Consider the following 13383-nt stretch of genomic DNA (forward strand, 5'->3'; position numbering starts at 1 on the left):
AGCCATGCGGTTGCAGTTACGGATTGGCGCGCTGTGCGTCGCGGTGTGGACGCTGGCTGCCTGTTCGGCGGAGTCGTCCGCCGATGTCAGCGATACGCCTGCGGTCGCTCATCGCAATGCGGCGCCGCATGATGTGTACGAAGTCGCGCTGGAACGCGCGCGCGCGGAGCGGCTGAGGCAGCTGCGGGCGCCCGATGGGTGGTTGAGCTATACCGGTTCGGGGCGCGTGCGCGCCGGCCAGTACCGTGTGGGCAGCGACCCGCTCAGCGATATCGTCCTGCCTGCCGGCCCTGCGCAGCTGGGGCAACTGACGCTGGATGCTGCAGGACACATACGCTTTCGCGCAGATGGCTCTGCCGCGGTGACGCTCAACGGGCAGCGCATCGGCGACGTACGCCTGCAACCAGAGCGGGCAGGGCAGCGCGGCGACCGGCTGGACGTGGGGGGCCGACAGTTCTACCTGGTGCAGACCGGCGCCTTGTATGGCTGGCGCTTCCGCGACCCGGCAGCGCCGGCGCTGACGCAGTTCGACGGGCTGGAATATTTCCCGACCGATCCGCAGTGGCGCATCCAGGCGCAGTGGCAACCCTATCCAACGCCGCGCACGACCACCTTGCTGACCTCGATCGGCACGCCGCTCACCGTGGAGGTGCCGGGAGAAGCCGTGTTCTCGCTCAACGGCCACGAATACCGCTTGCGGCCGCTGCTGCAGGAAGATGGCCAGGGCCTGTTCTTCCTGTTCGCCGACCGCACCAGCGGCAAGGAGAGTTATGGCGGCGCGCGGTATCTGTTTGCCACCTCGCCCCGCGATGGTCAGGTGGTCCTGGATTTCAATCTGGCCGAAAACCCGCCATGCGCACTGACGCCCCATGTGGTCTGCCCCATCGCGCCGCCTGAAAACCGGTTGGACGTGGCAGTGAATGCCGGCGAGAAGACTTACCGTGCGACCGAACGTTGAGTGTGCTGCAACGGGTGGACGGTGTGCGAGGCAAGAGGTGTTTTCGATGGCTCATCACAGCATCCGGGAGCGGTCACGTGCGTGTTCTCCGGGCGACGCTGTCTTTCGACGGCGCGGCTGGCACGCAGGTTGGATCGCTTCTCGGCCCTGTCGGGCGCGACCGGGCATGACCGACGTAACGCAGTGACTCGCCCACCGGCAGTGGCAAGAAAGCGCCTCCTAACGCGGCGTGTGCGACCAGCTCACCGCCGCTTCGATGCGCGGCCACGGGAACAGCGGGCCGGGGTCGAGCTTGCGCCGGATTTTACGGGCCGGGTCGTCGCTGGCGGCTTCCTGGGTGGTATCCAGCGCCTGATGGCCGGCGATGCGCCGCACCGAGGGCAGCTGCTGCTGCAGCCATTGCAACAAGGTGATCAGCGCGGCGATCTGCGCTTCGGGATACGGTTCGGTCATCTGCTGATACCGCGAATCCAGCCAGTGCGGATAACGGCCGCGGTTGACCAGTTCGATGCCCAGCGTATGCGGGTTGTGCCCGCGCACATGATGCGCAACGCGCTCCAGGGCGACGTATTGCTGGATGCTGCCGTTGCGATCGAGGTAGTAATGCCCGCTGTTGCCGGTGCCGCTGTCATAAAGCACGCGTTCGCCGTATTCGCGCGCCATCGCCATGTCCGGCAATTCGGTGCAATGGATGACCACCATGTCGATCTGGGTGAGCGCGCGCCTGGCCAACCGCGATTCGTAGGATAACGGCGCATAGGTGATTGGCGGCGACGGCAAGACGGCATCGGACATGGAGCGGATGCTAGCATTGCCCGATGGCTTTGAATCCCGACAGCCCTCTGGGCAAATTGATGGCGACGCTGCCACAGACCGGTCAGGTGACCTGGATCGGCGTGCGCCCGGCGCGTGAGGTGGCGATGCAGGAAGTGGACGCGGCGCAGGTGAGCACCGGTATGGGTCTTGTGGGAGACCGCTACAAGGGTGGCAGCGGCAAGCGCGGCGTGACCCTGATCCAGGCCGAGCATTTGCCGGTGATCGCGGCGCTGTCAGGACACGCCACCATCGCGCCGGCGACGCTGCGGCGCAACCTGGTGGTGTCCGGAATTGCGTTGATCGCGCTGAAAGGGCGGCGATTCCGAATCGGCGAAATCGAATTGGAAGGCACCGACCCGTGCGACCCATGTTCGCGCATGGAAGATGCCCTGGGTGCGGGCGGCTATAACGCCATGCGCGGCCACGGTGGGCTGTGCGCACGCGTGCTGCGCGGCGGCGTGCTGCGCATCGGCGATACGGTGCAGGCGCTATGAGTCGCGGCCATTGCATCCTCTCGCACGGCTTCGAAAGCGGCCCGGACGCCTTGAAGGTGACCGCGCTGGCCAACGTGGCCGAGCAGTTGGGCTGGACCCATGAGCGCCCGGATTACACTGACCTGGATGCACGCCGCGAGGTGAGTACGCTGGGCGACGTGCCAGGCCGGCTGCAACGCCTGCTGGAAATTGCGCGGGCGGCGGCCGAGAAGGGGCCGGTGGTGCTGGCCGGCTCCAGCCTGGGCTCGTATATCGCCGGGATGGTGTCGTTGCAGGTGCCCACGCGCGGCCTGTTTCTGATGGTGCCGCCGACCAAGATGGGCCCGATGCCGGCGCTGGACGCCGCATCGGTGCCGATCTCGATCGTGCATGCCTGGCGCGACGCGTTGATTCCGGCCGCCGACGTGATCGCCTGGGCGCAGGCCCGGCATGCGCGCCTGCTGCTGGTCGACGATGACCATCGTCTGGCCTCGCACGTCGACGCGTCGGCGCGCGCGTTCGCAGCGTTGTTGCAGGGCCTGTGATGCGGACGGTTGCCAGCCATGGCTGCGCGCGGTGCCACCGATGAACGTGTTGATCCGCGAAGCCACCGAAGGCGACGCCGCTGCCATCGAACTGCTGACCATGGTGGCCTTCATGCGCGCCGAACACAGCCGGCATGACGAGCACCAGGTGATTGCAGGATTGCGTCAGGACGGCGCACTCGTGTTGTCGTTGGTCGCCGACCACGACGGCTACGTGGTCGGGCATCTGGCCGTCTCGCCGGTGGCGCTGTCGGACGATTCGCCCGGCTGGTTCGCGCTTGGCCCGCTGGCCGTGGGGCCCGGCCACCAACGGCAAGGGCTGGGGACGCGGCTGGTGCAGGCCGCGCTTGCCACGTTGCGCGAGCGCGGCGCCGCAGGCTGCCTGGCGCTGGGCGAGCCGGCGTTTTTCCGGCGCTTGGGCTTTGCGGTCGAACCTGGCCTGGTGTTGCCCGAGGTGCCTGCATCGGAATTGCAAGCCCTGGCGTTCGGCGACCGGCTGCTGCCGCTGGCCGATGTGGCTTACCACCCGGCGTTCGGGCTGGGTTGAGCGCCGGCTGCATTGGCCCGGCCTGTTGCGCCGGTGTCGCTGCCAGTGCGGCAGGTTGGACTGGCTGCACTTCACCTGAGGATTGGTCCGATGCGCCATTGATGCCGCCGTCGTGATGACGGCCTACCCGCTGCTGGACCGGTTGGATCGGCACGTGTGCTGGCATGCAATGGAGACCCGGATGACTGTCCGTCGCTGACGCTGGAAAGCGTGGCGCATGCGCTGCCCGATGGCAGCGCGCTGTTTTCCGATCTGAACATCCATATCGACCAACGCGCGACCGGCTTGGTCGGGCGGATTGGCCTGGTCGCCCGAACGGCAGCGGCAAGTCCACATTGCTGCAGCTGCTGGCCGGGCGCCTGCAGCCCGGCGCCGGGCATTGCCAGGTGCATGCGCCGACCGCCTATCTGGATCAGCACCTGGCGCTGCTGGACCCGGCGCTTGGTCGTTGCGCAGTTGCAGGACGCGGATCCGGCTGCGCCGGCCCACGCACAGCGGCTGCGCCTGGCGCTGCTGGGGCTGGACCGGGCGCGTGCCGACCTGCCCTGCAGCCAGCTCAGCGGCGGCCAGCGGCTCAAGCCGGCACTGGCCTGCGCGCTGTACCGGGCGCAGCCGGCGCAACTGCTGTGCTGGACGAGCCCACCCACCACCTGGATCTGGCCTCGGTGGAAGCGATCGAGGCGCTGCTGCGTGGCCATCAGGGGGCGCTGATCGTCGCCTCGCATGATGCCGCCCTCCTGCAGCGGTTGGGCCTGCAGCAGCGCCTGGACACGGCACAGGCGCAATAGGGGCTGGCGGCGTGGTGAACCGTGCGGCGGGCGATCCGGGCGCCGGGCTGGTAATGCCGGCCGCGATGGCCGACCATTTGCGGCCCGTCCACCGCGGCCGCGGCATTGCCCACCCAGGCGCCGGCCCGCTGTCCTGCTTTCACGCTCGCCGCCGCGGCCAGCGTCTCTATCGATACCTGCCTACGTGAAATTCTTCGCATCCTGCGCCAAGGGCCTGGAATACCTGCTTGCCGACGAGCTGCTTGCGCTCGGTGCCAGCAAGGCCACCGCCACTATTTCCGGCATCAACGTCGAAGGCGAACTGCGCGATGCGCAGCGCGCCGTGCTGTGGTCGCGCCTGGCCAGCCGCGTGCTGTGGCCGCTGACCGAATTCGATTGCCCGGACGAAGACGCGCTGTACGCCGGCGTGGCCGAACTGCCCTGGGACGCGCATCTGTCTGTGGGGCATACGCTGTCGGTGGACGCACATGTGTCCGGGACCGCCATCACCCACGCACGCTATGCGGCGCAGCGCATCAAGGACGCGGTGGTGGACACCATGCGCCGGCAGGGCCTGGAGCGCCCGTCGGTGGACGTGGAAAACCCCGACCTGCGCCTGAACCTGTCGCTGCGCAAGGGCCGCGCCACCATTTCGGTGGACCTGGGCGGCGGCCCGCTGCATCGACGCGGCTGGCGCATGGCGCAGAACGAGGCGCCGTTGAAGGAAAATCTGGCCGCAGCGGTGCTGATGCGCGGCGGCTGGCCGCGCGCCTATGCCGATGGCGGCGGCTTGCTCGACCCGATGTGCGGCAGCGGCACGCTGCTGATCGAAGGCGCGCTGATGGCCGCCGATGTCGCGCCCGGTCTGCAGCGCTACGGCAGCGATGTGCCCAGCCGTTGGCGCGGCTTCGACCGCGAGAGCTGGCAGCAGCTGGTGAGCGAGGCGCGCGAACGCGACAGCGTCGGCCGTGCTGCGCTCAAACAGGTGATCCATGGCAGCGACATGGACCCGCACGCCATCCGCGCCGCGAAAGAGAATGCGCAGGTGGCCGGCGTGGCCGAGGCGATCTGGTTCGGCGTGCGCGAAGTCGGTGCGTTGCAGACGCCGCCGCAGGCCACCGGCGTGGTGGTGTGCAATCCGCCCTACGACGAGCGCCTGGCCGCCGATGCGGCGCTGTATCGCCGTCTGGGCGATACCTTGCAGCGCGTCGTGCCCCAGTGGCGTGCCAGCCTGCTGTGCGGCAATGCCGAGCTGGCGTATGCCACCGGCCTGCGCGCGGGCAAGAAATACCAGCTGTTCAACGGTGCGATCGAATGCGCGTTGATCGTCTGCGACCCGATCGCAGTGCCGCGACGCACCCCGCTGGCAGCACCGACCGCGCTCAGCGAGGGCGCGCAGATGGTGGCCAACCGGCTGCGCAAGAATCTGCAGAAATTCAAGAAGTGGCGCGCGCGCGAAGGCATCGAATGTTTCCGCGCCTACGACGCCGACCTGCCGGAATATTCCGCCGCCATCGACGTGTACCAGCAAGCCGACGGCGACCGGCGCATCTTCCTGCATGTGCAGGAATACGCAGCGCCAGCGACGATTCCCGAGGCCGATGTGCGCCGTCGTCTCAACGAATTGCTGGCCGCCGCACGCGAGGTCTTCGAAGTGCCGGCCGAGCGCGTGGCGCTGAAGTCGCGCGAGCGCGGCAAGGGCGGCAGCAAGTACGGCCGTTTCGAACAGCGCAACGAAATCGTCCACGTGCGCGAACACGGCGCGTTGCTGCGCGTGAACCTGTTCGATTATCTGGATACCGGGTTGTTCCTGGACCATCGCCCGCTGCGCGGCACCATGGCGCAGCAGAGCAAGGGCCGGCGGTTCCTCAACCTGTTCTGCTACACCGGCGTGGCCAGCGTGGAAGCGGCGGTGGCCGGTGCGGCGTCCACCACCAGCGTGGATCTGTCGGCAACCTACCTGCAGTGGTGCGCCGAGAATCTTGCGTTGAACGGGCTGGCCGGCAGCAAGCACAAACTGGTGCAGGCCGATGCGCTGGCCTGGCTGGAAGCCGAGCGTGCGCACTTCGATGTGATCTTCTGCGACCCACCGACCTTCTCCAACTCTGCGCGTGCGGAAGATTTCGATATCCAGCGCGAGCATGTGCGTCTTTTGCGCGCGGCCGTGGCGCGGTTGGCGCCGGGGGGCGTGTTGTATTTCTCCAACAACTTCCGTCGCTTCAAGCTGGACGAGGAAGGGGTGGCGGAGTTCGCGCAGTGCGAAGAAATCAGCCCGCGCACCATCGACCCGGATTTCGAGCGGCATGCGCGCATTCATCGCGCCTGGCGGTTGACGGCCTGAGCTCGCGCCGGTTGCGTCCGATGGCGCGCCGGCTCGGCTCGCGTAGACGCCAGCAGACGCGGTTGCCAAGGTGCCATGCGTCGCAGGCGCGGGAGCGCGTGCTTGCCACGACGCGACCGCTGCCGTGCACGCGCAGAAGGCGTGGGCATGATCGCAATGCGCCCACAACAAGCCCAGCACAGGGCTGCGGTATGCTGATTCGCATGCTCTGGAGTCAACGATGACCGCACCACCTCGCATCGCTTTTCTTGCCAGCCCCGCCGAGCCGGCGGTGGCCGCGCGCGCACGCCTTACGCAGCGCTATGGCGACCATGCCCTGGACAGCGCCGACATCGTCTGTGCGCTGGGCGGCGACGGGTTCATGTTGCAGACGCTGCACCGGCATGGCGCCGCCGACAAGCCGGTGTTCGGCATGAAGCTGGGCTCGGTCGGCTTTTTGATGAACCAGTACCGCGACAACGAAGACGACCTGCTCGAGCGCCTGCAGCGCGCCGAGCCAGCGTATCTGCGGCCGCTGGAAATGCAGGTGCAGACCGAATCCGGTGCCAGTGCCGGCTCGCTGGCCTACAACGAGGTCTCGCTGCTGCGGCAGACCCGGCAGGCCGCGCATCTGAGCGTGGATCTCAACGGCCAGACCCGCATTGCCGAGCTGATCGGCGATGGCGTGATGGTGGCCACGCCGGCCGGCAGCACGGCGTACAACTATTCGGCGCACGGGCCGATCCTGCCGCTGGGCTCGCATACGCTGGCACTGACGCCGATCGCGCCGTATCGTCCGCGGCGCTGGCGCGGCGCCATCCTCAAGGCCGATACCGAAGTGCGCTTCCGCGTGCTCGACCCGTACAAGCGCCCGGTCAGCGTCACCGCCGACTCGCACGAAATTCGCGACGTGGTCGAAGTGACCATCCGCGAATCCACGCAACGCCAGGTCACGCTGTTGTTCGATCCCGAACACAATCTGGAAGAGCGCATCTTCAGCGAGCAGTTTGCGGTTTGAGGAGCGGGGATTTGGGATTCGAGATTCGGGATTGGCAACGGCAGCAGCGTGCCACGTCGTCTTTAGAATCGCGCGCACGCGCTACGATGCTGCGCGGATGGGCGATCAAATCCCGACCTCCAGTTCCTGCTTTAAACCACTCCCGAATTCCCAATCACCAATCCCGGCCTCCCCAATGCCCGACAACTCCCCAAGGTTATTGACCGTCGCGGTGACCTCGCGCGCCCTGTTCGATCTCGAAGAAGGCCACGCACTGTTCGAGGCCGACGGAGTGGAGGCGTATTCGGCGTTCCAGCGCGAGCATGAGGACGACATCCTGCAACCTGGCGTTGCGTTCCCGGTGGTGCGCAAGCTGCTGGCGCTCAATCACGATGTGCCCGAGGACGCGCCGCGGGTGGAAGTCATCCTGCTGTCACGCAATTCCGCCGATACCGGCCTGCGCATCTTCAACTCGATCCAGCATTACAACCTGGGCATCGTGCGTGCCACCTTCACCTCGGGCGAGCCGACCTGGCCGTACGTCAAGCCGTTCGGGACCGATCTGTTTCTTTCGGCCAATCCGGAATCGGTATGGCGCGCGCTGAGCCATGGCATCGCGGCGGCGACCATCATGCCGCGCGCACTGGGCGAACGCGCCGAGGCCGCGGCGGCAATCGTGGACAACGACGAAAGCCGTTTGTCGACGCAGCTGCGGATCGCCTTCGATGGCGATGCGGTGATCTTCGGCGACGAGAGCGAACGCATCTCGCGCGAGCAGGGCGTGGAAGCCTTCGGGCGTCACGAGCGCGAGCGCGCACGCGAGCCGTTGTCGGTGGGGCCGTTCCGTAATTTTCTGGCGGCCCTGCACACCTTGCAGGCGGCGTTTCCGCCCGGCCAGGCCTCGCCGATCCGCACGGCGCTGGTCACTGCGCGCTCGGCGCCGGCGCATGAGCGGGTGATCCGCACCTTGCGCGAGTGGGGCGTGCGTCTGGACGAGGCGCTGTTCCTGGGCGGGCGTCACAAGGGCCCGTTTCTTCAGGCGTTTGGTGCGGATATCTTCTTCGACGATTCGCAGCACAACATCGACAGTGCGCGCCAGCATCAGCACGTGGCCGCCGGACATGTGCCGCACGGCGTGGCCAATGATCCGCCGTTTGCCTGAGCCACACACCCGCGCACGACAGGAGGGGCTGCGCGGCGTCTGCGCTGGCTGACGCGCCAAAGTGTTGTCGCGAAGGGACGCTTAGCGTCCCTGTCCCGCTTGCGCGTCAGCCAACGGCAGGCGGATATCGGTCAGCCGCCATCGCAGGCCTTGCCGCGTCAAAACGAACACCACCGGCGCGCCAGTGGCGGTATGCGTAGTTGCGGTAAAGCAGCGAGTGGACTCGAAGCGTTGTTCGGCGCCTCGCAGCGGCCGTGCGGGCGCTGGCGCGGCGTAGGTGTCGGCGCTGACGGTGTCGCCGGTGACTCGATTCCAGACGCTGTGGCCTTGCAACAGCGCGCCAATCCCAAGCGGCGTGACCAGAGTATCCACGCCCGCGCCGCCGATGCCGCTGGCGAGCTGCAAGGCGAACCCGCCGAGCAAGCTCGATTGCAGGCTGCTCCCGGCCTGGCGCACCAGGTAATCGTCCAGCTGCGCCTTGAGGTTGACGCGCAGAGTCGGGAAATCCACGTGTCGCTCCAGCTGTCCGGCATCGCGGTTGGCCACAGCCTGGCTGATGCCGCGGATGGCCAGATATGGTCCGGCAACGATGTACCCGGCCAGCAGCACGACGGCCAGCACCGGCAGCAGCAACCAGCGCTTCCTCATCGTGTGCATTCCGGTGCTGTTGAAGCCGGGGGCGTGGTCGCCAGGTAGGCGAGGGCTGCGTAACGTCGCTGCGGTGCGCGCAGGATCGGCGCAGCGCGGCACGATTCGCGTGCCAAGTGTGTCATCAAAATTCCAGGTCCAAGGCCGCGCACAGGTAATCGACGAACGGGGCCAGGGTCACCAGGTCCGTCTCGATGGTCTGGCGCAGTCGCGGCCCGGTCATGATGCTGTCGTCCAGGTGACGCAGGTACGCCCAGTTGCGGTGCTTGAGATCCTCGATGAACTCGAAGTCGTTGGGGAATCCACGCGGTGCGCGCACCAGTTTTTCGCTGTCGTCCATGGTGAATTTGCGCAGCAGTTTCGGGTTATGCGCGGCGGCCTTCCAGCTGCCGGGATTGTCGAAAATGAATTGCCGCAGCTTGCGTTGCGTGTCCGGCTCCGGATGCCACAGGCCGGCGCCGACAAAACTTTCGCCCGGCTGCAGGTGGATATAGAACGATGGCGCCGGCATCTGGCGGCGGCGTTCATGGAACAGGCGCGCGCCTTGCCAGTTCTTGTAAGGCGATTTGTCGTTGGAAAACCGCGCATCGCGATAGATGCGAAACAGCGAGCCGCCCTGGGTTTTTGGATCGGCGCGATAGTGTTCGCTGACCTGTGCCAGTGCCGGCTGCAGATCGGTGATCAGCTGCAGAAACGGCTGGCGCACATGCGCCTCATACTGATGCCGATGGTCGTTGAACCAGGTCTTGTCGTTGTGGCGGGCCAGGGCGCGCAGGAACTTGAAGCTGGCGTCGGAAAAGTAGGTGGTCATAGCGTGCGTTGGAGGTCCGAACCCCAGGCGGCGAGCTGATCGAGTAGGGCTTGCTTGGTAGCATCGTCGGGGTGAGTACGCCGTAAATCCGCAATCTGCGCGTGGTATTGCTCCAGGGTGACTTCACCCAGGCCGCGGTCTTCGAACAGGCGCTGGCGGCGATACACGTTCCAGCGCTCCTGTTCCTCGAATGAGAGTGTCTGCGGCCAGTTGCGCGCGCGGTAGCGAAACAGCAGCTCGATCAGGCGCGGGTCGCGAAAGCGCGCTTCCAGCGCGCCCAGTTCGTCCGGCGCGCTGGCGCGGACCTGTGCAAGCAGGCGTTTGTCGCCTTCGGCCAGAAATCCATCGTAGAGCGAGGCATCGGCATCGTTGACCGCTGCTGCCGCGGCGCGTTCGCTGCCGTAGACCTGGCGCACCTTCTCGGCAAGTTCAGGGCCCAAGGCGCGCAAGCGTGCCGCCTTGGCCACTACCGCGTCGTGATCCACACCCAGGCGCTGAAAATCTGCAGCGCGCAGATGCTGCCAGGCCACCAGCGCGGGCGACTTGTTCAGATGCACTTCCTTCAACGGAATGCGCTGTTCGCCTTCCGGCAGATCCGCGGCGCGGATGTACAGGCGGTCGGCAATATCGTCGGGGCTCAGCCGCAACAACACCTCCGGGTCGCCCTCCAGATCGAACACGATCACGCGGCTGTCGATGCGCGGGTGGCGCGTCAGCGGCAGCACCGCTGCGGCGCACAGGCGCGAGGCGGGGTAGCGCTGGGAGATATGCAGCACCGGCTGCATGGCGATGACATCCAGCAAGGTGGCGGCAAAGCGCTTGTCGCGCAGGCGCAGCGCGTAGTCCCACAACTTTGGCTGGTGCTGCTGGAATTTGCGCGCCATGCCGATGGTGGCGTACACGTCCGACAAGGCTTCGTGCGCATCGCCTTCGCGCACATCGTTGGCATCGGCCAGGTGCTCCAGCTTGAACGAGGTGGCGCCATCTTCGCGCTGCGGCCAGACGATGCCGTCCGGGCGCAGCGCATGGACCAGTCGCAGCACATCCAGCAGGTCCCAGCGCGAATTGCCGCCACGCCACTCGCGCTCGTACGGGTCGTAGAAATTGCGGAACAGGCCGCAGCGGATGAATTCGTCGTCGAAGCGGATCGAGTTGTAGCCCAGCGTGCAGGTCTGCGGCCGGCCCATTTGTTCGGCGATGCGCGCGAACGCCTCTGCTTCGGTGACGCCTTCGCGCAGCGCGTGTTGCGGGGTGATGCCGGTCACCATGGTGGCATAGGGCGAGGGCAGCAGATCGTCGGCCGGCTGCACGAAAAAGCTGATGGGCTCTTCGATCACGCGCAACTGCGCATCGGTGCGCACCGCAGCGAACTGTGCGATGCGGGTGCGGCGTGGATCCTGGCCGAAGGTTTCCAGGTCGTAGAAGAGAAAGCTGTCAGGCATGCGGGTACGACATCCAGATGCGCGGCGCACGGCGTATGCGCTGCCGGTGCCGCCCAGTATCCCTCATCGCGGCAACGTCACGCTAAGAGCAGCCAACAAAACTACTGCGCAGCCGCCAGGCGGGTGCGGCCGGTGCTCGGAATCCTCATGTACCACTCGTGCACTACGGTTCTGAGCGCGCCGTCCGCGCCCACCTGACGACTGCTCGCTACGTTTTGTTAGCCGCTCTAAGGCATGGCCGTGCGGGAGGTGAGCCACGGCCAGGAGCGAAGCGCTCGCGTGGCGGGCCGGGTGCGGCGTTTTTCCGGCGCTGGCGACCCCCAATGGGGCGCTTGCAAGTGCCTGGCAGCTGCAGCCACCGCCACCGCACCGGAAGGACATTCGACTGGGCGCCCATCGCAAGCCGGCACGTCACCGTCGCCCGTGCAAGCATCAACGCCGTCCTCCGTGTCTTCCGCAGAGGTCAATGCGCGCCGTCCAGCGGCTCCAGGCGTGCGTGCACAACCGCTTCCAAGGCAGCCCAGTCGATGCGCGAGAGATCGCGGTGTCCCCGCGTGGCCTCCACCAGGATCTGGCGCTGGATCTCGCTGCGCGCCAGCGCAATCGAATAGCGCGTGCGCAGGAACGTCACCATGGTGTAGTGCGGCACGAAGCGGGTGGGCCAGCGCGCCTGCAATTGCTGTTCGAGCTCGCGCTGCAGCAGGAAGTCGGGGTCGTCGACGCGGTCGCGCATTTCCAGGTAGTTCTCCAGCGCCATCTGCTGGATGGCGGCCGCATCGTCGCGACGCGCAGCCTCGAAGGCCGCGAACGCGCTGGCGAGGTCGTCGTGCGCGTCCAGCTGATCTGCCAACGCCACGCAATCTTCGAATGCGCAATTCATGCCCTGCCCGTGGAATGGCACCATCGCATGGGCGGCGTCGCCGATCAGCAATGCGCGGCCATCCAGATGCCAGCGATCCAGGGTCAGCGTGCCGAGCAGTCCGGGCGGATGCTCTTCCCAATGCTCCCTGAGCTGCGGAATCAGCGGCAATGCGTCCGGGAAATCGCGTGCGAACAAGGCCAATGCTTCATCGCCGGTGCGCGTGGTGGCAAAGCTCGGCTCGCCGGCGTTGGGCAAGAACAGGGTGACGGTGAACGTACCGCCATCGTTTGGCAGCGCAATGCACATGTAGCGCCCGCGCGGCCAGAGATGCAGCGCGTTGCCTTCGATCCGGAATCCGCCGCCCGGCTGCGGCGGAATTTCCAGCTCCTTGTACGAGTGATCGAGGAATTCGGTGCGTTCGCCCAGCGGCGATTTGCGCTGCATCGCCGCGCGCAAGGCCGAGCCGGCGCCATCGCTGCCGATCAAGCTCTGAAAGTGGATCTCGTGCGGTTGGTCGTCGCGGTCGTCGATGAAGCGCGCATAGCCGGCGTCGAAGTCCACGGTATGCAGGCGGCGGTAGAAATGCACGCGCGCGCCGGCCTGTTCGGCCAGGTCGAGCAGGGCGACATTCAGCGCGGCGCGGTGGATCGACCAGATCACCTCGCTGTCGTCGCGCCCGTAGCGTTGCAGCTGCGGTTGGCCGATGATTGGGTGCACCATGCGCCCACGCATCATCACCGCTTTGGCCATCACCGCATCTTCGGCGCCCGCCTGGCGCAGCGCATGCCGGCCGCGTTCGGCCAGCGCCAGGTTGATCGAGCGGCCGGACTCGTAGCCCTTGATGCGCGGGTCGCCACGCCGTTCGTACACGGTGACCTGCCAGCCGCGACGCGACAGCAGGATGGCCAGCAGGCAACCGGCCAGACCGGCGCCGATCAGGGTCAGGGAACGCGGAGAAACTGGGCTCAATGCAATGTCCGGCAGCAGCCGGACGCAGCGCCGGCGAAAAGGGGAAGACAGCGACTGGCAACGACG

At 66.8% G+C, this 13383-nt stretch carries 13 protein-coding genes, 1 other RNA gene and 1 pseudogene; 10 read left to right on the forward strand and 5 right to left on the reverse strand.

Annotated features, from left to right (window positions below):
• Positions 1–4 precede the first annotated feature (4 nt).
• The gene (locus AC1POX_RS08850) at positions 5–958 is read left to right on the forward strand and encodes a DUF1684 domain-containing protein (protein WP_184420661.1); all 954 of its coding nucleotides are present in this window, start codon (positions 5–7) and stop codon (positions 956–958) included.
• 219 nt (positions 959–1177) lie between these two features.
• Here the strand turns inward: AC1POX_RS08850 and AC1POX_RS08855 are convergent, their stop codons facing one another.
• Positions 1178–1753, reverse strand: a complete 576-nt coding sequence (locus tag AC1POX_RS08855; RefSeq protein ID WP_008576336.1) for an N-acetylmuramoyl-L-alanine amidase — start codon at positions 1751–1753, stop codon at positions 1178–1180.
• 23 nt (positions 1754–1776) lie between these two features.
• Between AC1POX_RS08855 and AC1POX_RS08860 the strand changes: the two genes are divergently transcribed.
• From AC1POX_RS08860 to AC1POX_RS08895, 8 genes and pseudogenes are all read left to right on the forward strand, one after another.
• Positions 1777–2268, forward strand: coding sequence for an MOSC domain-containing protein (locus AC1POX_RS08860; protein ID WP_008576334.1), 492 nt, complete (start codon positions 1777–1779; stop codon positions 2266–2268).
• Positions 2265–2792, forward strand: a complete 528-nt coding sequence (locus AC1POX_RS08865) for an alpha/beta hydrolase (RefSeq protein WP_008576332.1) — start codon at positions 2265–2267, stop codon at positions 2790–2792. Before AC1POX_RS08860 ends, AC1POX_RS08865 begins: the two co-directional genes overlap by 4 nt.
• A gap of 40 nt (positions 2793–2832) precedes the next feature.
• Complete coding sequence (locus AC1POX_RS08870; protein ID WP_029819137.1) at positions 2833–3339, forward strand: GNAT family N-acetyltransferase; 507 nt, start codon at positions 2833–2835, stop codon at positions 3337–3339.
• A gap of 311 nt (positions 3340–3650) precedes the next feature.
• Positions 3651–4127 (forward strand): annotated as a pseudogene (locus tag AC1POX_RS08875) (ATP-binding cassette domain-containing protein); the annotation flags it as partial.
• The gene (locus tag AC1POX_RS08880) at positions 4124–4315 is read left to right on the forward strand and encodes a hypothetical protein (protein WP_074053196.1); all 192 of its coding nucleotides are present in this window, start codon (positions 4124–4126) and stop codon (positions 4313–4315) included. The pseudogene AC1POX_RS08875 and the gene AC1POX_RS08880, both read left to right, overlap by 4 nt.
• The gene (gene rlmKL / locus AC1POX_RS08885) at positions 4312–6447 is read left to right on the forward strand and encodes a bifunctional 23S rRNA (guanine(2069)-N(7))-methyltransferase RlmK/23S rRNA (guanine(2445)-N(2))-methyltransferase RlmL (protein WP_338334497.1); all 2136 of its coding nucleotides are present in this window, start codon (positions 4312–4314) and stop codon (positions 6445–6447) included. The genes AC1POX_RS08880 and rlmKL overlap by 4 nt, the downstream gene beginning before the upstream one ends.
• A gap of 220 nt (positions 6448–6667) precedes the next feature.
• Positions 6668–7444: an NAD kinase gene (locus AC1POX_RS08890; RefSeq protein ID WP_011347007.1), complete on the forward strand. Its 777-nt coding sequence runs from the start codon at positions 6668–6670 to the stop codon at positions 7442–7444.
• A gap of 175 nt (positions 7445–7619) precedes the next feature.
• Positions 7620–8585 (forward strand): 5'-nucleotidase, encoded by a 966-nt coding sequence (locus AC1POX_RS08895; protein WP_481108601.1) that lies wholly within the window; start codon positions 7620–7622, stop codon positions 8583–8585.
• Positions 8586–8666: 81 nt separating this feature from the next.
• Here the strand turns inward: AC1POX_RS08895 and AC1POX_RS08900 are convergent, their stop codons facing one another.
• The 3 genes from AC1POX_RS08900 to sbcB all read right to left on the reverse strand — a co-directional run bounded on the left by AC1POX_RS08900 (position 8667) and on the right by sbcB (position 11486).
• Positions 8667–9233, reverse strand: a complete 567-nt coding sequence (locus tag AC1POX_RS08900) for a DUF2939 domain-containing protein (RefSeq protein ID WP_219196928.1) — start codon at positions 9231–9233, stop codon at positions 8667–8669.
• A 124-nt stretch (positions 9234–9357) separates the two neighbouring features.
• Positions 9358–10044 carry a DUF2461 domain-containing protein gene (locus AC1POX_RS08905; RefSeq protein ID WP_057681556.1) on the reverse strand — a complete coding sequence of 229 codons (687 nt, stop codon included), beginning with the start codon at positions 10042–10044 and terminating at the stop codon, positions 9358–9360.
• A complete protein-coding gene (gene sbcB, locus AC1POX_RS08910; RefSeq protein ID WP_014089841.1) occupies positions 10041–11486 on the reverse strand; it encodes an exodeoxyribonuclease I in 1446 nt (481 codons plus the stop codon). Before sbcB ends, AC1POX_RS08905 begins: the two co-directional genes overlap by 4 nt.
• Before the next feature lie 147 nt (positions 11487–11633).
• Between sbcB and AC1POX_RS08915 the strand changes: the two genes are divergently transcribed.
• Positions 11634–11710: non-coding RNA, sX9 sRNA (locus AC1POX_RS08915), on the forward strand.
• A gap of 239 nt (positions 11711–11949) precedes the next feature.
• Here AC1POX_RS08915 and AC1POX_RS08920 read toward each other — a convergent pair.
• Entirely contained in the window at positions 11950–13317 is a 1368-nt protein-coding gene (locus tag AC1POX_RS08920; protein ID WP_008576314.1) for an FAD-dependent oxidoreductase, read from the reverse strand.
• Between the last annotated feature and the right edge of the window lie 66 nt (positions 13318–13383).

Source organism: Xanthomonas sp. NCPPB 3442 (assembly GCF_056725145.1).

Bases quoted from the DNA above. Each gene is read 5' to 3' on its own strand.
- sbcB (WP_014089841.1), bottom strand. From the start codon at position 11,486: ATGCCTGACAGCTTTCTCTTCTACGACCTGGAAACCTTCGGCCAGGAT.
- AC1POX_RS08905 (WP_057681556.1), bottom strand. From the start codon at position 10,044: ATGACCACCTACTTTTCCGACGCCAGCTTCAAGTTCCTGCGCGCCCTG.
- AC1POX_RS08865 (WP_008576332.1), top strand. From the start codon at position 2,265: ATGAGTCGCGGCCATTGCATCCTCTCGCACGGCTTCGAAAGCGGCCCG.
- AC1POX_RS08900 (WP_219196928.1), bottom strand. From the start codon at position 9,233: ATGAGGAAGCGCTGGTTGCTGCTGCCGGTGCTGGCCGTCGTGCTGCTG.
- AC1POX_RS08895 (WP_481108601.1), top strand. From the start codon at position 7,620: ATGCCCGACAACTCCCCAAGGTTATTGACCGTCGCGGTGACCTCGCGC.
- AC1POX_RS08890 (WP_011347007.1), top strand. From the start codon at position 6,668: ATGACCGCACCACCTCGCATCGCTTTTCTTGCCAGCCCCGCCGAGCCG.
- AC1POX_RS08855 (WP_008576336.1), bottom strand. From the start codon at position 1,753: ATGTCCGATGCCGTCTTGCCGTCGCCGCCAATCACCTATGCGCCGTTA.
- AC1POX_RS08850 (WP_184420661.1), top strand. From the start codon at position 5: ATGCGGTTGCAGTTACGGATTGGCGCGCTGTGCGTCGCGGTGTGGACG.
- AC1POX_RS08870 (WP_029819137.1), top strand. From the start codon at position 2,833: ATGAACGTGTTGATCCGCGAAGCCACCGAAGGCGACGCCGCTGCCATC.
- AC1POX_RS08860 (WP_008576334.1), top strand. From the start codon at position 1,777: ATGGCTTTGAATCCCGACAGCCCTCTGGGCAAATTGATGGCGACGCTG.